Annotated in this window: 19 protein-coding genes; 7 read left to right on the top strand and 12 right to left on the bottom strand. The window is 47.2% G+C overall.

Annotated features, from left to right (window positions below; all coding sequences use genetic code 11):
- Positions 1-68: 68 nt before the first annotated feature.
- Positions 69-254 (bottom strand): 2-hydroxymuconate tautomerase, encoded by a 186-nt coding sequence (locus EXG77_RS14860; RefSeq protein ID WP_023466792.1) that lies wholly within the window; start codon positions 252-254, stop codon positions 69-71.
- A gap of 168 nt (positions 255-422) precedes the next feature.
- On the opposite strand from EXG77_RS14860, the gene EXG77_RS14855 reads away from it, so the two are divergent.
- Both EXG77_RS14855 and EXG77_RS14850 read left to right on the top strand, forming a co-directional pair.
- Positions 423-947, top strand: coding sequence for a hypothetical protein (locus EXG77_RS14855; RefSeq protein WP_023466793.1), 525 nt, complete (start codon positions 423-425; stop codon positions 945-947).
- A gap of 65 nt (positions 948-1,012) precedes the next feature.
- Positions 1,013-1,507 carry a YwhD family protein gene (locus EXG77_RS14850; RefSeq protein ID WP_023466794.1) on the top strand — a complete coding sequence of 165 codons (495 nt, stop codon included), beginning with the start codon at positions 1,013-1,015 and terminating at the stop codon, positions 1,505-1,507.
- A gap of 35 nt (positions 1,508-1,542) precedes the next feature.
- On the opposite strand, the gene EXG77_RS14845 is transcribed toward EXG77_RS14850, so the two are convergent.
- Both EXG77_RS14845 and EXG77_RS14840 read right to left on the bottom strand, forming a co-directional pair.
- Positions 1,543-2,388, bottom strand: a complete 846-nt coding sequence (locus tag EXG77_RS14845; RefSeq protein WP_035399168.1) for a metallophosphoesterase — start codon at positions 2,386-2,388, stop codon at positions 1,543-1,545.
- A gap of 90 nt (positions 2,389-2,478) precedes the next feature.
- The gene (locus tag EXG77_RS14840; protein WP_035399263.1) at positions 2,479-4,035 is read right to left on the bottom strand and encodes a BCCT family transporter; all 1,557 of its coding nucleotides are present in this window, start codon (positions 4,033-4,035) and stop codon (positions 2,479-2,481) included.
- 377 nt (positions 4,036-4,412) lie between these two features.
- Between EXG77_RS14840 and EXG77_RS14835 the strand changes: the two genes are divergently transcribed.
- The 3 genes from EXG77_RS14835 to speB all read left to right on the top strand — a co-directional run bounded on the left by EXG77_RS14835 (position 4,413) and on the right by speB (position 7,058).
- The gene (locus EXG77_RS14835; protein WP_035399166.1) at positions 4,413-5,084 is read left to right on the top strand and encodes an NAD(P)H-dependent oxidoreductase; all 672 of its coding nucleotides are present in this window, start codon (positions 4,413-4,415) and stop codon (positions 5,082-5,084) included.
- A gap of 144 nt (positions 5,085-5,228) precedes the next feature.
- Positions 5,229-6,071 (top strand): polyamine aminopropyltransferase, encoded by an 843-nt coding sequence (gene speE / locus EXG77_RS14830; RefSeq protein ID WP_023466799.1) that lies wholly within the window; start codon positions 5,229-5,231, stop codon positions 6,069-6,071.
- 114 nt (positions 6,072-6,185) lie between these two features.
- Entirely contained in the window at positions 6,186-7,058 is an 873-nt protein-coding gene (gene speB / locus EXG77_RS14825; protein WP_023466800.1) for an agmatinase, read from the top strand.
- Between the two features lie 45 nt (positions 7,059-7,103).
- On the opposite strand, the gene EXG77_RS14820 is transcribed toward speB, so the two are convergent.
- Both EXG77_RS14820 and EXG77_RS14815 read right to left on the bottom strand, forming a co-directional pair.
- Positions 7,104-7,697: a LysE family translocator gene (locus EXG77_RS14820; protein ID WP_023466802.1), complete on the bottom strand. Its 594-nt coding sequence runs from the start codon at positions 7,695-7,697 to the stop codon at positions 7,104-7,106.
- On the bottom strand, positions 7,697-8,155 hold the full coding sequence (locus EXG77_RS14815) for an Lrp/AsnC family transcriptional regulator (RefSeq protein ID WP_023466803.1): 459 nt from the start codon (positions 8,153-8,155) through the stop codon (positions 7,697-7,699). The genes EXG77_RS14820 and EXG77_RS14815 overlap by 1 nt, the downstream gene beginning before the upstream one ends.
- Positions 8,156-8,375: 220 nt before the next feature.
- Between EXG77_RS14815 and EXG77_RS14810 the strand changes: the two genes are divergently transcribed.
- Together EXG77_RS14810 and EXG77_RS14805 are read left to right on the top strand one after the other, a co-directional pair.
- Entirely contained in the window at positions 8,376-9,164 is a 789-nt protein-coding gene (locus EXG77_RS14810; RefSeq protein WP_023466804.1) for a DUF4397 domain-containing protein, read from the top strand.
- On the top strand, positions 9,136-9,744 hold the full coding sequence (locus tag EXG77_RS14805; RefSeq protein ID WP_035399163.1) for a class F sortase: 609 nt from the start codon (positions 9,136-9,138) through the stop codon (positions 9,742-9,744). Before EXG77_RS14810 ends, EXG77_RS14805 begins: the two co-directional genes overlap by 29 nt.
- A 56-nt stretch (positions 9,745-9,800) precedes the next feature.
- Here the strand turns inward: EXG77_RS14805 and EXG77_RS14800 are convergent, their stop codons facing one another.
- The 7 genes from EXG77_RS14800 to ytxJ form a co-directional block, all read right to left on the bottom strand.
- Positions 9,801-11,102 carry a globin-coupled sensor protein gene (locus tag EXG77_RS14800; RefSeq protein WP_023466806.1) on the bottom strand — a complete coding sequence of 434 codons (1,302 nt, stop codon included), beginning with the start codon at positions 11,100-11,102 and terminating at the stop codon, positions 9,801-9,803.
- A 172-nt stretch (positions 11,103-11,274) separates the two neighbouring features.
- Positions 11,275-11,499: a hypothetical protein gene (locus tag EXG77_RS14795; protein ID WP_023466807.1), complete on the bottom strand. Its 225-nt coding sequence runs from the start codon at positions 11,497-11,499 to the stop codon at positions 11,275-11,277.
- An 86-nt stretch (positions 11,500-11,585) separates the two neighbouring features.
- Positions 11,586-11,792: a cation transporter gene (locus EXG77_RS14790; RefSeq protein WP_035399161.1), complete on the bottom strand. Its 207-nt coding sequence runs from the start codon at positions 11,790-11,792 to the stop codon at positions 11,586-11,588.
- On the bottom strand, positions 11,789-13,918 hold the full coding sequence (locus tag EXG77_RS14785) for a cation-translocating P-type ATPase (protein WP_035399159.1): 2,130 nt from the start codon (positions 13,916-13,918) through the stop codon (positions 11,789-11,791). The genes EXG77_RS14790 and EXG77_RS14785 overlap by 4 nt, the downstream gene beginning before the upstream one ends.
- A gap of 13 nt (positions 13,919-13,931) precedes the next feature.
- Positions 13,932-14,228 (bottom strand): metal-sensitive transcriptional regulator, encoded by a 297-nt coding sequence (locus EXG77_RS14780; protein ID WP_023466810.1) that lies wholly within the window; start codon positions 14,226-14,228, stop codon positions 13,932-13,934.
- Between the two features lie 119 nt (positions 14,229-14,347).
- A complete protein-coding gene (locus EXG77_RS14775; RefSeq protein WP_023466811.1) occupies positions 14,348-15,883 on the bottom strand; it encodes a DHA2 family efflux MFS transporter permease subunit in 1,536 nt (511 codons plus the stop codon).
- Positions 15,884-16,187: 304 nt separating this feature from the next.
- On the bottom strand, positions 16,188-16,514 hold the full coding sequence (gene ytxJ, locus EXG77_RS14770) for a bacillithiol system redox-active protein YtxJ (protein ID WP_023466812.1): 327 nt from the start codon (positions 16,512-16,514) through the stop codon (positions 16,188-16,190).
- Between the last annotated feature and the right edge of the window lie 5 nt (positions 16,515-16,519).

The following is a 16,519-nucleotide window of genomic DNA, read 5'->3' as shown; positions in this document are numbered from 1 at the left end:
ATTCCTCCTTAGAGATCAAGTAGATGGGAAAAAGAGACGCACGGTAACGACCGGACGTCTCTTGTTGTTTATTTATCCGCGAACATGACGCCAGCTTGACCGTAATCTGTTTTTTCCATCTCTTCGATGAAGACCGTGATGTTTTCTTTAGGAGCATTCGTCGTTTCCGACACCGCTTCCGTGACTTTTTCAATCAAAGCGCGTTTTTGTTCGACTGTACGACCCGATAACATTTTAACCGTAACATATGGCATGACTTCATTTCCCCCTCTAGCATGATGACGATACGCCATCAGTATAGCGCATTCGATAGGGGATTCGTCAATTCGAACATCGTTTTCGAAAAAGAAGGGTATAAGGTAGGAGCTATTCTTGTCGGAAGCGAAGGTAGTCATACACATACGACAGAAAAGGAGAGACATATGGACGCAATCATACGGAAGAAGATTCATACGTTACTGATTTTTGATCGGGCGTTACCGGAAGATACGAATTATCCGTTGTCTGGTGCTAAAGGACTCGAAGTCGCAGATATCGTCTTTGAACAGAACATTCCATTCGGACGACTCGTAACGGATAAAGAACTCGCTCAACTGCTGAATCAAAAAGAAGCAAAGCGATACGGGATGTTGACGTTGCTTGAAGACGATGTACGTTTCAAACCGTTGTTTCAAAATCGAAAACCGACGGCTGACATGGAAGAAGAGGTCGAGGCGAAGGTACGCGAACTCGCGCATCAGTTACGTGCGATTCGGTCGCGGTGTTCCTCGCTGGAACGTCTCTTCTTGTTCGGTCGCGCGGCGCAAACCCTGTTTGACCGCGCTTTGCTTCATCTTGAAGAGGTCAATCCTCCGGCACATGAGGAAATTGCGTCCATGACGTGTTACCGTCTCCCGACGATTCGCCGAGCATCAGAGGAACAATTACAGTTACTTCGCTATGAGTGACTGGTTGCAGACACCTCGGAATACGGTATGATAGAAGCAACAGGATTAAAAGGGGACAAAACACGATGGAAAAAAAGATTAACTTCAATATCATTTCAGATAACTCAACAGACGGTCATGGTGGATTTGGTGTCGGGACACTTAGCTTAAATAGTATGTCACCCGTCATCATTTCTCCTGAAGACGGTGAAGCTTACATCGACATGGGTGCGATGCACGCGAAAGCAGCAATCGAGAAACGCGTCAAGTTCACGACGGATAAAGCCGATACGCCGAATGGCAAACTGTACTGGATCGTCTGGGTGACGGTCGGTCGTAAGCCAGAAGGATTCTATTACGGCGGTGTGGCTGCGTGCGATCTGCTAGTCGATGCGGAAGCGCGTCGCGGATTCAAGATTCTTGCTGATCACGTCAATAAGATGGATAAATCTCTTAAAGGACGGATTGTCGTCGATCATATGGATGAGCGTTCAAAAGAATTGTTACGTGATTTCTTGCAGACACACAAACCTGAGATGTGGGAAAATGCTGACGCTGCTTTACATGAAGCGTTGGTCTAAACAAAAGAACGTGTGCCGCGGCACACGTTCTTTTTTCATGGTCGTTTCAGCGTCAAGACGACGAGTTCTGGATGATTGAACAGACGAAACGGAAACAGGCTGTTTCCGAGACCACGACTGACGATCAGTTCGGTCTGCTGTTCCTGATAGCGACCTGCCGTCACGGTTGGAAAGAATCCTTGACCAGGCGCATACAGACCTTCCGTAAACGGCAGGCGGATCTGTCCGCCGTGGGCGTGACCGGATAAGACGAGATCAACGGAACGCTCGGCATACAAGGATTTATATTCCGGACGATGCGCAAGCAAAAGTCGAAACGCATCAGGTGATACGTCTTGCAATGCTTGATCGAGACTTTGACGAATGCCATCCGGTTCTGATAGCCCTTCGCGCCACCGTGTCGTCGTCGGGTCATCGATACCGATCAGCGAAATTGATTGACCTTGGTATTCGATGACACGTGATTGATTTCGGAGAACGGTGACACCCAGTTGCTCAAGCTTTGGCAAAATCGTTAGATTGAGCCGAACCTCATGATTCCCGGTGACGAAGTAGACCGGGTATCGATCAACGAGCGCTTTCATGAGTGTAAGGGCAGCTTCTTCACCGTTTCGCCTCGAGTCAATCAAATCGCCAGTCATGACGACGAGATCCGGATTTTCGCGATCAATTTTCTTCAGTAGTCGTTCTTGTTCATTCCCGAACGCCTTGCCATGTAAATCTGCTACTTGGACGACACGATAACCATCAAATGCTTCCGGTAAGCGATTTGACGTAACCGTCACCTGTGAGACATCAATGATGTTATTTTCACGATATAAAAACCAGCTTCCTAATGCGAGGACGCTGAGGGATACTAACCAGCGTGTACGTTTTCGCATGAGCCACCTCATTTCTTTCTACTTTGCATAATTCAGGATAACAAAAAAGACCTCCTTCCGTATGCGACGGAAGGAGGAATTCAAAACGATTTAGGCATCTTGTTTTAAGTCTGTGACTTCTTTTTGCGCATCGGGTTCTTCCGATAAATCTTTGAACAGGGCGATGACCATCATTCCGACGACGAAGATGAACGGGAAGGCGGCTAGAACAGCTGCTGCCTGTAGGGCACTCAATCCTCCGGCATAAAGTAAGACGGCGGCGATTGAAGACTGGATGATACCCCAAGCAAGCTTGATGCGTAAGCTTGGCATGAGACTACCACCAGACGATAGCATACCGAGAACATATGTCGCGGAGTCAGCCGACGTAATGAAGAACGTCGTAATCAAGAAGACAGCGACGATGCTAAGGAACGTGCCTAAGCCACCGAATGTTTCAAATAGAGCAAACATACCAGTTTCGACTCCTTTATCGTTGACCGTCGAGATCAGATCGACATTTTGGAACAATTCGTTCCAAATCGCTGATCCACCGAAGACAGAGAACCAAAGGAGACCAAAGATCGTTGGGACGAGCATAATTCCGATGACGAACTCACGAATCGTCCGTCCTTTCGAGACACGGGCGATGAACGTACCGACGAATGGTGACCAGGAAATCCACCATGCCCAGTAGAAGATCGTCCAATCGTTGATCCAGCCTCGTTCGTCTGGATTAAAGGCAGATGCCCGGAAACTCATGACCGGTAAGTTTTGCAAATAAGCACCTGTTGTTTGCACGAAGAGGTCCATGATGAAACTGAACGGTCCGAGGAACAGGACGCCGATCATCAACAGAACGGCGAGGACGATGTTGGCGTTACTGAGACGAACGATTCCTTTATCGAGTCCGGATGCCGCACTCATCATGTAAAGGACAGACACAACGACAATGATGATCATTTGTGTCAGGAAGGAGTTAGGAATACTACTCGTTAGGAAGTTCAGTCCACCTGAGATTTGTTGTGCACCGAGACCGAGCGACGTCGCGACACCAAATGCTGTTGCGACGATGGCGAGTACTTCGACGGTACCTTTACCGGCAGAAGCATACCGAGGCTTCATCAATGAAGCGACAGTGTCACCAATCGTAGCTGGACGTCCTTTTCGGAATGTCGAGTAAGCGATAGCAAGCGCGACGATCGCGTATAATGCCCAAGGATGTAATCCCCAGTGGAAGAATGAATAGCGCATTGCGAGGCGTGCTGCTTCCGTTGGATCATCTGTTGCGACTGGCGGTGTATGGAAGTGCGTCAATGGCTCTGAGACACCCCAGAAGACAAGCCCGATTCCCATACCAGCACTGAAGAGCATAGCAAACCAAGAAATGAGACCATATTCAGGACGATCCGAATCCTTACCGAGTCGGATGGAACCGAAGCGGGAAAAGATTAAAAAGATAGCAATGATTAAAAAAGCACTCATGCCGAGAAGATAAAGCCAGCCAAATCCGTTAGAAACAAAGGATTGTGCTTTAGCTGTGACATTTCCGAGACTAGCTGCACCGATTAGGGATTCCGGTAAGATTCCCCATATGGTAAAGAGCACACAGAAAATGACGGATACCATAAAGACTTTTGTGATCTTACTTTTTCGATTATTTTCCATCGTGTTCAACACCTTCTTTCGAATTTTACATAGTTGTTCTGTATCAAATGATGGCAACGACATTATCATTACCCCGTCGATCCGATAACAAAACCTAATCACGCAGGGTACTACCGTAACAAACATTTGTGTGGAAAAGCAAATCGACCGGGAAATGAGAACAAAGAGATCAATGTTTTTCATGGAAGGATAAGCAAAAAAGATTGCAATCAAGCGTTTTTAAAATAATGTGGAAATAAAAAAAGGAAAACGTTAATACTATTATTTCCCGTTTCGTCTTAAAACTAACGTAAAGCTTGATGTGAGCAAATCAGAGGCGGTCTGAAATCAGATTTGATATAACAAAAGCAGTCATCATTTTGAAGGAGGCATTTCCAATGGAAAAACAACAACAAAAACAAGCGATTCTCGAAGCATTTCAATCTCGTCATGCGACCAAGACATTTAATGGTCAAATGATCCCAGAAGACGATTTTCGGTTCATTTTAGAAACGGCGCGTCTGTCACCGAGCTCGTTCGGATATGAGCCATGGAATATGCTCGTCATTCAAAATCCAGAAATCCGAGACGCATTAAAAGAAATCTCTTGGGGCGCACAAGGACAATTGCCGACAGCGAGTCACTTCGTCTTGTTCCTCGCCCGGACAGGAGAACAAATGCAGGCAAATGGTCCACATGTCACGCAGATGATGGATTTCCTTGGTCTATCCGAAGAAGCAAAGGCCGGACGGACGAAGCGTTATGGTCTGTTTTTAGAGGAGGATTTCGCGATTGGTGATAACCCAAAAGCGATGGAAGACTGGGCAGCAAAACAAGCCTATATCGCACTCGGAAACATGATGTCGACGGCAGCACAAATCGGTATCGATTCATGTCCAATCGAAGGATTCGACCAGCAAGCCGTCGAGCAATTACTCGTCGATCGTGGACTGCTCGATCGTTCTGTTTTCACGGTGCCGGTCATGGTCGCATTCGGTTACCGGGCAGACGAACCAAAACGTGATAAGCAGCGTCGTCCACTTGATGAAATCGTGACGTTCGTCGAGTAAAGACAGAAGACAAAAATTTTCGAATTATATAGAAGTTTCTTTCGAAATTCGGTATACTCGCATTTGTATGATTAAGAAGCGCCGTAAACGCCACTCGCATACGAACAACTTTTGTCTTGATGAAAGAAAGGGGTTCTATCGCAAATGGAACAAAAATTAAAGTTATGGTTCACGGAACACCAAACGGAAGATTACGGTATCACATTCCGTGTCAACCACGTTTATGAGAGCGAACAAACGGAGTTTCAACGCCTAGAGATGGTTGAAACGGACGAGTTCGGTACGATGTTGTTACTTGACGGAATGGTCATGACGACAGATAAGGACGAGTTCGTTTACCACGAGATGGTCGCGCACGTCCCGTTGTTCACACACCCGAATCCAAAATCGGTTCTGGTCGTTGGTGGAGGAGACGGCGGAGTCATCCGTGAAGTCTTGAAACACCCGTCCGTCGAAAAAGCTGTTTTAGTTGAAATCGACGGAAAAGTCATCGAGTATTCGAAAAAATACCTCCCGAACATTGCAGGTGGATTGGACGATGCACGCGTCGAAGTCATCGTTGGGGATGGATTCATGCATATCGCAGAAGCAGAAAACGAGTATGATGTCATCATGGTCGACTCGACTGAACCAGTTGGTCCAGCGGTCAACTTGTTCACGAAAGGCTTCTACTCTGGTATTTCAAAAGCATTGAAAGAAGACGGTATTTTCGTCGCACAATCGGATAACCCATGGTTCACACCAGACTTGATCCGTGATGTCCAACGTGATGTTAAAGAAATCTTCCCAATCACGAAGCTCTACATCGCTAACGTTCCGACGTACCCAAGTGGTCTTTGGACGTTCACGATCGGATCAAAGAAACACGATCCGCTTGCTGTTGCACCAGAGCGTTTCCACGAGATCGACACGAAGTATTACACGCCTGAGCTTCACACGGCAGCTTTCGCACTTCCGAAATTCGTTAAAGATTTGACGAACGGCTGAGCTCAGTCACTATAGCACACATGAACAGAGCGGTTTCGATCTTCGAAATCGCTCTGTTGTCAGGTAAACAGACGTTTGTATCAGCAAACGGCAAATGAACAGGGGGAATGGATCATGCGTTTTGATGAAGCATATTCAGGAAAAGTCTTTATCGCGAGTCAACCGACTCACGAAGATGCAAAAGGAATTTTATACGGCATGCCGATGGACTGGACGGTCAGTTTCCGTCCGGGTTCACGATTTGGTCCGGCACGTATCCGTGAAGTATCTCTTGGTTTAGAAGAATATAGCCCGTACTTAGATGGTGACATCGCTGACGCGAAGTTGTTTGACGCGGGAGATATCCCGTTACCATTCGGGAATGCTCAAAAATCACTTGATATGATTGAAGAATACGTCGATTCGTTACTGACAGCAGGCAAGTTCCCGCTCGGTATGGGTGGCGAACATTTAGTCACGTGGCCAGTCGTCAAAGCGTTCGATAAACACTACGATGATTTCGTCGTGCTTCACTTTGATGCGCATACGGACTTACGCGATGAGTATGAAGGAGAGCCATTGTCGCACTCGACGCCACTTAAGAAAATCGCAAACTTGATCGGACCAGAGAACTGCTATTCATTCGGAATTCGTTCAGGTATGAAAGAAGAGTTCGAATGGGCGAAAACGTCAGGCTACAACCTCTTCAAATACGAGATCGTCGAGCCGCTTCGTCAAGTTCTTCCGACACTTGCCGGTAAAAAGGTCTATGTCACGATCGATATCGATGTTCTCGATCCGTCAGCAGCACCAGGGACAGGTACACAAGAAATCGGTGGAGTGACAACGAAGGAACTACTTGAAGTCGTTCATATGATCGCACGAGCAGACGTCGACGTCATCGGCGCGGATTTGGTAGAAGTATGCCCAGCGTACGATCAATCCGACATGACAGCGATCGCGGCAGCGAAAGTATTACGCGAAATGATGATTGGATTCATTAAATGAAAAAACAAAAGAGACCGGACGTGATGTCGGTCTCTTTTGTTTTGTTTAGAGGAAGAATTGAATGATCCCGAACGCACCGAATCCGATGATTAGACTGGCAGACGTCCACTGGATGATACGTAAAGTGGGTGTCGCAAGCTGGTGCTTGAGCAGGTGTGTGATGTTCGCCAAGATGACCCACCAAGTGGCAGAACCGAGAAAAATACCGATTAGAAACAAAAAGGCATCCTGTCCGTTCGTCATCGTCAATTTAAATCGTGCGAACAACGCCAGGAATAGCGTGATCGTCATGGGGTTCAAGAACGTCAGGAGTAAGACGGATAGATAGCTACTTAACCGTGACGAGGCTGTATCGGAAATTGAGGCGGTCGAAGAAGCTTGAAACATCGACCAGCCGATGTAACACAAAAACAGACTGCCGATCAGTTGCATCCAGGATGCTTGGGTGAGTAAAGATTGGACGAGTGAAAAACCAGATAAGGCAAGCAATCCATAAGTAAAGTCTGCCGTTGCGGCTCCGAGTCCGGAAACAATTCCGGAAATTCGTCCATGTCGAAGAGTTCGTTGCATGCATAAGAGGCCAATCGGACCGACGGGGGCGGCTAAGGCAAACCCGATTCCAAAACCAGTCGTAAACATCAGTCCACCTCGGGTAACGGAAAATGAAGGGACTCCTTTTCCGTTCGCATGATGATCGTCGTTTTCGTCCGCAGGATACCTGCTAATTCTTTGATGTGGTAGGTGATGATTTCATCAAGTTGTTCTGTATCCCGACAACGGATTTTAAGTAGGTAATCATCGTCCCCGGCGACGTGATGGCATTCCAGTACATACTCAAGTTCTTGAATCCGTTTTAGAAATGGCGCTCGATGTTCCGGTCGCTCGAGTGAAACAGCGACGAATGCAGCAAGACGATAGTCAAAGGAGGAGGGGTCTAGAACCGTCGTCAACTGACGGATGATACCTTGCTCTTGTAAGCGTGCGACGCGCTCTGCAACAGCCGGTGCCGATAAGCCGATGTGTTGTGCAAGTGTTGACCATTTCATCCGGGCATCCCTTTTCAAAAAAGTAATAATTTTTAAATCGTAGGAATCCATAGGTTTTAACCTTCTTTTCTATTGTTATTTAAGATATTTTATTTCGAAAAGAAAGAAAAAGTCAATGTGTTTGTAGAACAAGTTCATAGCACACTGAAATCTTTACACATTTACGGCAGTATCTTAAGTTTAAGATGTCACCACGAAGGAAATGTTCTGAAGTGTAAGAACATTGGTTTGAGAGCGATGTACATTTGACAATCAGAAAGGTGGAAAAAAGATGAAGAAACTCTTATCGTTTGTGACCGCTACGTTGCTGTTTGCACTATTCGTGCTACCAGTAGGCGCAGCAGATGACGCAATGGTTCGTGTCATTCATGCTTCACCAGATGCTCCGGCAGTCGATATCGCGGTCGATGGCAAAAAAGCGGTATCAGGAGCAAAATTCAAAGATGTCACAGATTATCTCACACTACCAGCTGGCGAACATAAAGTAGAAGTATTCGCTGCAGGAACTACGAAAGATCCTGTGCTCTCTCAAACACTCAACGTAGAAGCTGGTAAATTCTATTCGGTCGCAGCAATCGGCAAATTAGCTGATATCAAACTCGCGGTCATGGAAGACAATGGTAAAGGCGAAGATGGAAAATCAATGGTTCGTGTCGCACACTTTGCACCAGATGCGCCAGCTGTTGATGTCGCACCAAAAGGTGGAGACCCACTCTTCAGTAACCTTGAATTCTCAAAAGTCTCTGACTACGGTACACTCGATGCAGGTACGTATGACCTTGAAGTCCGTCCTGCAGGCGCAACGGATGTCGTCAAAGCACTGGATGGTGTCAAACTCGACAGTGGCAAAAACTATACAGCACTCGCAATCGGCTTACTTGAAGGCGAACCAGCATTTGAAGTCCTCTTGATCCCAGACGGTGGTGAAATGGCATCAATGCCAGAAACAGGACTTGGTGGTTCATCTGATACGGCTTCTGCTACACCATGGGCAGTCGCAGCAGCAGCTGCCTTGTTAGTAGGAACAGCGTATGTCGTCCGTCGTAAACAAAACGCTTAAGAGTAGTCTTCTTCTCTTACTCGTATTAGCCGGATGTCAATCGGGATCACCTCCAGATGCTACAAAGCCGGAAAAACCAAAACAAACCGAAACAACGACGTCTTCTTCGTCCACGCCATCCGAAAAGGTGGACGAAGAGGCGTTCATACCAACGCGTATTACAATTCCGACGCTCGATGTGAAAGCGAACATCGAAGTCGTCGGGAAGGATAAACAAGGACGGATGGATGTTCCGAAACAGACCGATCAGGTCGCTTGGTATAAATACGGAGCAAAAGCCGGACAAACCGGAAATGTCGTGCTAGCCGGACATTTGGATGATCAAGAAGGTCCCGCTGTTTTTTATGATTTAGCCAAGATGAAAAAAGGGCAACGGATTGAAGTGACGGGAAAAACAGGACAACAGGTATCGTACGTGGTGACGAACGTCATGTCCTATCCTGTCGATGAAGCACCTGTCGGATCAATCTTCGGTGCAACCGTCATGAATAAACTGACGCTCATTTCATGTATAGGTACGTTTTCAGAATCAAAAGGATACGATCAGCGTCTTGTCGTCACAGCAGAACAAGACGAGTAAAGTAAAATAGGCAATTCTTATTTCGGTTAAAACCGAGAATAAGAATTGCCTATTTTTTAATGTGTTTCGGAAGCAGCGACAAGATCCGTCGTCAGTGTCGTCAAGCCTTGTGTCGTCTTACTGAGACCTTGGATCGTCTCGACGATTTGCCCGAGGTTTTCTTTGTTGCGTCCAAACAAGGTGAGGGAATTCTCCATTTCACTCTTAACGGTTTGAATTCCTTGTTTAACTTGTTGCAATTCTTGCTGAGATGCGGTGTTGGCACGTGTAATGTCTTCCATCTGAGAAACGAGTTGTGTGATATTACCATTGTTCTTTTGAATCAGACCGTTGATACTGCTACTCAACGATTTCGCATTCTCGGCAAGGTTTCGAACTTCCGTCGCGACGACAGCAAATCCTTTACCGTGTTCACCGGCACGTGCTGCTTCAATCGAAGCATTCAACGCGAGTAAGTTCGTCTGATTGGCGATCGCTTCGATGCTTTGCGTCATCTGGACGATCTCATCCGATGTCGTCTTCAATTCATGGATGCTTTCAAGCGAAGTACCAACTTGTTGTGTCGATTGAGCGAATTGTTGCTCCATCTGTTGCATCTGTCGTTCGTTAGCAATCGTCATTTGAACGAGTTGCTGGCTTGTCTGCTCCGTCTGAGCTGTTTCTGCTAATACTTGTGAAGCACGTCGGCTCGTCTCGATGATGGCATGATCCGTGTGCTCAACTGAGCTTGCGACTTCTTGACTGACACGAACGACGTCCGTCAAAAGTTGACGGCGTGACTCGTTCGCCGTCGTCACTTCATTCAAGCGAGAATCGACGTACTGGCTCGTCACGATCTGAGCGTCTAAGTTCATTGCGTGAGTCAATGCAAGCACAGCTGTTGTCAGTTGTGCTGGGTCATGCTGATAGTGTTCGACGATTTTTGGAATCAACAACGTCTGAAACGCAGCATACGAAGCGATGAACCAAGTGACGGGAACGAAGTTGTGTTTATGTGTCTGTCCCATTCGCGTACGCATCGCGAGGAATGACTCGTTCATATTTCCTGTCAGTAGACTCGTGAAGTAGTCAGCAAAGACTTTCTTCAGTCGTTCGCGTGTCGACGATTGTTTTGCGATGGTTGCCATCTCAGGATTTAATAGAAGATGATCGAGGACCTGTTCAAGAACCTCATCTAAGATGCCTTGAACGACAGGTGCCATCGATTTAAGTGTCTGTAGCTGTTCTTCTGTATACCCCATGTATACGAGACGGGATGTGAGATCAGGATCTGCCGTCTTCGTAATGAGACGGGAATCAGGAAAGCCGATGGTAGCTTGATAAGCCGAAGTAGTCTTACTTTTAAAAGGATTACGCACGTAGTTGCCTCCAATACTCAAGATGTGAATAAAATGATGTCTGTTTCTTATCGGTTCATCTTGCCGAAGCGATACTGGTTTTCGAAAAAAAAGACAAAAATATTGAAAAACATTGACCGGAAACAAAAAAACTCATGGCAAGCGCCATGAGGAGAATGGAAAAAGAACAGGATTAGACTGGTTGGTCTTCCTGAAATGCTTTTTTGGCGTCCACGATCGAGCGCATTCGTTGAACGCAAGCTTGAACGAATTGAATGTCAATGGAGGTGAAACGGGTGACAGGTCCACGAGCTGACTCGGCACTGAATGTGAAGGTTCCGAGATTCCAAAGTTCGATTTTAAATCGTTTTCCTTTGTTGTCGTCGAAGTGTTCTACGAATTCGATTTTCGGTACCATACGAACCCCTCCTTACTCCGTACATTCCCGCTTTTCAAAAAATAAAAAAGCCAAACTGCGTGTTAGAAGCAGTTTGGCATGAAAATTTAAGCAGTCGGTACATCGTAGCCGATTTCTTCGATCGCATCGACGAGACGTTCACGAGGAACATCCTCGTGCTGGACTGTAACCTGGTTTTGTTCGAGTGAGACAGTAGCCTGTTGTACACCTTCGACTTCAGATAAAGCTGATTCGACACTTGCTTTACAGTGATTGCATGTCATACCGATAACAGATAATGTTGTTTCTTTCATGATGATGTTCCTCCTTTAGATAGTGGGGTACGTTTTAATCGTAACGCATTCGTCACGACAGAGACAGAGCTGAATGCCATCGCGGCACCCGCAAGCCATGGGGCAAGCAGACCAAGAAAGGCGACCGGAATACCAATCGTGTTATAACCGAGTGCAAAGACGAGATTTTGACGAATGTTTTTCATCGTCTGCTCACTCAGCTCGATCGCAAGTAAAACTTGTTTTAAGTCGTGTCCAAGCAATGTCACGTCTGCTGCTTCAAGGGCAACATCCGTGCCGCTACCGAGCGCGATGCCGACATCCGCCGTTACAAGAGCAGGGGCATCATTGATACCGTCTCCGACCATCGCGACACGTTTCGTTTGTTGAAGTGACTGAATGACATCTGCCTTTTCAATCGGCAAAACGTCAGCAAAGACGAACGCTGGATCCAGTCCCAGTTCTGTTGCTAAATGATCAGCGACTTCCCGGCGATCACCGGTCAGGAGATATACTTCTTTTGTCTCGCGCAAACGCCGGATCGTTTCTTTCGCTGAATCTTTCAATGCGTCACGGATGGCGTATCCGGCCGCGACTTCTCCATCGACAGCGACGTATACGAGAGTCGCTCCAGGTGATGTCCAATCAGGAAGAATGATGTTTCGTTCCTGCATCATTCGCGCCGATCCGACGATGAGATCATGTCCCATGATTTGTCCCGTGATCCCACGTCCTGATTCGACGTGGAACCGTTCGATATCAAAGACGACATCCCGTTCTGCTGTGATGGCGCGAGCAAGAGGGTGTTCCGATTGCCGTTCAAGCGCAGCAGCGAAATCGAGCGCTGTCTCCGTACCGAACGTTTCGACGACGACAGGGCGACCGACTGTCAGTGTTCCGGTCTTATCAAAGACGACAGCATCGACATGTTGAAGATTCTCGAGTTGAGCGCCCCCTTTAAAGAGAATCCCTCGTTCAGCCCCTTTTCCAGTTCCGACCATGATCGAAGTCGGTGTCGCAAGTCCGAGTGCACATGGACAAGCGATGACGAGCACCGCTATGGCAGGACGAATCGCTTCCGCAAAGGATCCACTGATCATCCACCAAGCGGCTAACGTCAGAAGCGCGATGGCAACGACGATCGGCACGAACACACCAGAAATCCGATCGGCTTGTCGTTGAATCGGTGCCTTTTCAGTCTGCGCTTGTTCGACGACACGAATGATTTGTGCGAGAACCGTCGCTTGTCCGATCTTTGTCGCTTCGACTTGTAAAGATCCATTCGTATTCAGCGTACCGCCAATGACGGATGCTCCAACCGTTTTATGAACAGGCGCAGATTCACCGGTCAACATCGATTCATCGAGATACGCGTCGCCTGAGCGAATGATACCATCTGTCGGAATTTTATTCCCAGGTTTTACGAGTAAGATCATCCCGGTTTGAATTGCATCGATGGAGACCGTTCGTTCCTGTCCGTCCTCTAAGATGACGGCTTCCTTTGCTTGTAGGGAGAGCAGGCTTTTAATTGCTCCCGTCGTCTGTTGTTTCGCACGGTCTTCGAGGACCTTGCCGAGTAAGACGAGTGTAATCAGAATCGCACTCGTCTCAAAGTAGAGATGCGGCATATCAGAGACGAGTAGCATTTCAGCAACGGAATAAAAGTAGGCTGCCGATGTTCCGAGTGCAACGAGGACATCCATGTTGGCACTCCCACTCCGTAAACTTTTATAAGCCCCACTATAGAAGGGCGCTCCGATGATGAATTGCACCGGTGTCGCTAAAGCAAACTGTAGCCACGGATTCATTAAGAATGGAAGGTGGAACGGACTGTTTGGAATATGCGTCAGCATGCTCGCGAGCAACGGTAACGATAGAATGGCCGCGATCATAAAGCGATACAGCATCCGGCGATTCGATTTTGTTGCGTGTGGTGCTTGTTTGACCGTTGCTCCGTAGCCGATTTTTCGGATTTTTTCGATGATCGCTTGATCGTCATAGGCATCAGAAATCGAAACACGAGCGGTTTCAAGCGGCAAGTTGACCGTTGCTTCAACCCCGTCCATCCGGTTGAGGACTTTTTCAATCCGGGCGGAGCAGGCGGCACACGTCATGCCTTCAATATCAAACTCAATCGTTTTTGACATCAGAAAACCCTCCTTACTTTTTCAATCGAGCGATGACCGACATCAATTCATCGACGTAAGCGTCCGTACTATCTTGACGGGTGGCGACTTCATGCATGCACATCTTAACGTGGCGTTCGATGATTTGTAGTTCGACTTGCCGCAAAGCTGCTTGGATTGATGCCGTTTGCGTCAAAATGTCGATACAATACCGATCTTCAGCGACCATATTAGCAATCCCGCGGACTTGTCCTTCGATGCGCTTCAATCGCTTCATCAACGCATCTTGTTCTTCATTCGTTCGTGGAACGACGGGGTGATCGTGTGTCATAGTCGTGCCTCCTTTGGTGATCTTGTTGTTATCTTTACTCTAACATATAGGTATGGGGGGTACCAGTATATAGCTTAAGAAATAAAAAAAGCAGTCGCGAGAGGCAACTGCTTTTGCACTTACTGATTGGAAACTTGTGGTTTGACGATCGTTTCGTTCAATGAGCGTTGATCGCTGATGATATCTTCGGCTTGTGTCGCCCGTTTAATGAAGAAGGCAAGGACGAATGCTAGACCAGCGATGAACGTCGAGATGAAGAACGCATAGTTGATTCCGTCAAGCGTCGCTTGCATCGTAATCTGCTGTTTCAGAGCAGCAGCCGCTTCAGCTGTCGGTTGACTCGTCATGTTCTTCGCCGCTTCAGCCGCGAGTTCTGTCCCACGTGTCTTCGCATGCGTCGACATGATCGTTACGAGCAAGGCTGTTCCGATCGCACCGGATACTTGTTGCAACGTATTGTTCATCGCTGTTCCGTGTGGATAGTAGCGCGTTGGTAACTGGTTTAAACCGTTCGTCGAGACTGGCATCATGACCATTGACATCCCGAACATCCGTAACGAATACAGGACGATCAGATGCGTATACGTCGTATCCATCTCGAGCTGACTGAAGTAGTAACTGGTAACGACTGTGATGAACAAACCAGTCAACGCAAGAGGACGTCCACCGATTTTATCAAACAGTTTCCCGTTGATCGGTGACATGACGGCCATCAAGATGGCACCTGGTAATAGCATGAGACCCGCATCGAGTGGTGAGATACCGCGAATCGTCTGGACATAGATCGGAAGCAATAACATGCCCGAGAACATCGCCATCGTGACGACCATCGAGATGGCAGAAGACAAGGCAAACATCGGGTAACGGTAAATCTTGAAGTTGAGCATCGGACGTTCCATATGGAGCTGACGATAAATGAATGTTACGAGTGCGATGACCCCGACAATCAGCGCTCCATAGACGTGGAAGCTATCCCAACCTTTAGAGCCGGCAGAACTGAAACCGTACAATAAGCCACCGAAACCAAGTGACGAAAGTGCCACGGAAGCGAGATCAATCCGAGTGGCAGACCGCTCCTTGACGTCACGAAGTAAGAAGAAACCAGCAACGAGCACGATCAAGGCGATTGGTGTGATGAAGTGGAACAACATCCGCCAATCATAGTGCTCGATGATCCAACCAGACAACGTCGGTCCGATCGCTGGCGCCCCCATCATGATTAATCCGAAGAAGCCCATCGCAGTCCCACGTTTTTCAATCGGGAAACTGACGAGCATGACGTTCATCAGTAACGGCATCATGATCGCAGAACCAGATGCTTGAATCATCCGTCCTGCAAGCAAGACAGGGAAGACTTCTGCGAAGCCGGCAAGAATCGTTCCAGCCGAGAAGAGAGTCATCGCGAGTAAGAAGAGGCGACGAACCGAATATTTTTGAATCAAGAACGCAGATGTCGGAATCAAGACACCGTTGACGAGCATGAAACCAGTCGACAGCCATTGAGCAGTTGATGGTTCGATCGCTAGGTCCTTCATGATCGAAGGCAGGGCGATGTTGAGCAATGTATTATTTAAGAAAGCAATGAATGCCCCGATCATCAAAACGGCGAGAATTCCGTAAGGAGCTCGAGCTGTGTGAGTTGCACTTTGTTGCATGAATATCCTCCTAACTAAACTAACAGTACATATTTCTATACGGTCGTTCTATCTGTAGTTTATCTTAATCCGATTTAGTTCGAATTACAAATAATAATAGCTAAGAAAGATAATTTTATTTTTTATGTAAGATTGAAAGCGTTTTTCTAGTGAAGTAAACAAGGAAAGAAGCATGTTGTACACTCGACATCGCTTCCTAGGATAACGATTCGTGGTAAACAAAAAAGCGCAATCTTTCTCGTTAAAGAAAAATTGCGCTTTGTCTTCAGTTTGAAACAGCCGGAGGCTCGTTTCACAGCAAGCATTACTGGACGTTCGTTTCGAGTGCATCTTTCGTGATGTCGTAATGCGAGGCTGTCCAGACCGATTTACCGTCTTGAATGAACAAGACTTGTGGTGACTCGTGCCGAACGCTGTAATGTTCGGCGATGTGATTCGATAAGGTCCGAGCTTCTTGGACGAAAAGATACGCTGTTGGAACAGACGTTTCATCTGCAAATTTCGTATACTCCGAGAATCCTGCGGCACTGATCGGACATGTCGTGCTGTGTTTGCAAATCACGAACGCGTTGTGTTCGGACGCAAATTGATCAAAATCAGAAATGGATTGCAGCTTACGTGGTTGTGTCATGTATA

This window comes from Exiguobacterium sp. OS-77 (assembly GCF_000414195.2).
GTDB classification, from domain to species: Bacteria; Bacillota; Bacilli; order Exiguobacteriales; family Exiguobacteriaceae; genus Exiguobacterium_A; species Exiguobacterium_A indicum.
Note: the sequence above shows the minus strand (reverse complement) of the source record. Positions and strands in the feature narration are given on the sequence as shown.

What these genes read in the sequence shown, in the direction of transcription:
- EXG77_RS14840 (WP_035399263.1), bottom strand. Translation starts at nt 4,035, where the DNA reads ATGGAAAATAATCGAAAAAGTAAGATCACAAAAGTCTTTATGGTATCC.
- EXG77_RS14835 (WP_035399166.1), top strand. Translation starts at nt 4,413, where the DNA reads ATGGAAAAACAACAACAAAAACAAGCGATTCTCGAAGCATTTCAATCT.
- ytxJ (WP_023466812.1), bottom strand. Translation starts at nt 16,514, where the DNA reads ATGACACAACCACGTAAGCTGCAATCCATTTCTGATTTTGATCAATTT.
- EXG77_RS14795 (WP_023466807.1), bottom strand. Translation starts at nt 11,499, where the DNA reads ATGGTACCGAAAATCGAATTCGTAGAACACTTCGACGACAACAAAGGA.
- EXG77_RS14860 (WP_023466792.1), bottom strand. Translation starts at nt 254, where the DNA reads ATGCCATATGTTACGGTTAAAATGTTATCGGGTCGTACAGTCGAACAA.
- speE (WP_023466799.1), top strand. Translation starts at nt 5,229, where the DNA reads ATGGAACAAAAATTAAAGTTATGGTTCACGGAACACCAAACGGAAGAT.
- EXG77_RS14775 (WP_023466811.1), bottom strand. Translation starts at nt 15,883, where the DNA reads ATGCAACAAAGTGCAACTCACACAGCTCGAGCTCCTTACGGAATTCTC.
- EXG77_RS14820 (WP_023466802.1), bottom strand. Translation starts at nt 7,697, where the DNA reads ATGTTTACGACTGGTTTTGGAATCGGGTTTGCCTTAGCCGCCCCCGTC.
- EXG77_RS14790 (WP_035399161.1), bottom strand. Translation starts at nt 11,792, where the DNA reads ATGAAAGAAACAACATTATCTGTTATCGGTATGACATGCAATCACTGT.
- EXG77_RS14780 (WP_023466810.1), bottom strand. Translation starts at nt 14,228, where the DNA reads ATGACACACGATCACCCCGTCGTTCCACGAACGAATGAAGAACAAGAT.
- EXG77_RS14810 (WP_023466804.1), top strand. Translation starts at nt 8,376, where the DNA reads ATGAAGAAACTCTTATCGTTTGTGACCGCTACGTTGCTGTTTGCACTA.
- EXG77_RS14815 (WP_023466803.1), bottom strand. Translation starts at nt 8,155, where the DNA reads ATGGATTCCTACGATTTAAAAATTATTACTTTTTTGAAAAGGGATGCC.
- speB (WP_023466800.1), top strand. Translation starts at nt 6,186, where the DNA reads ATGCGTTTTGATGAAGCATATTCAGGAAAAGTCTTTATCGCGAGTCAA.
- EXG77_RS14855 (WP_023466793.1), top strand. Translation starts at nt 423, where the DNA reads ATGGACGCAATCATACGGAAGAAGATTCATACGTTACTGATTTTTGAT.
- EXG77_RS14805 (WP_035399163.1), top strand. Translation starts at nt 9,136, where the DNA reads ATGTCGTCCGTCGTAAACAAAACGCTTAAGAGTAGTCTTCTTCTCTTA.
- EXG77_RS14785 (WP_035399159.1), bottom strand. Translation starts at nt 13,918, where the DNA reads ATGTCAAAAACGATTGAGTTTGATATTGAAGGCATGACGTGTGCCGCC.
- EXG77_RS14850 (WP_023466794.1), top strand. Translation starts at nt 1,013, where the DNA reads ATGGAAAAAAAGATTAACTTCAATATCATTTCAGATAACTCAACAGAC.
- EXG77_RS14845 (WP_035399168.1), bottom strand. Translation starts at nt 2,388, where the DNA reads ATGCGAAAACGTACACGCTGGTTAGTATCCCTCAGCGTCCTCGCATTA.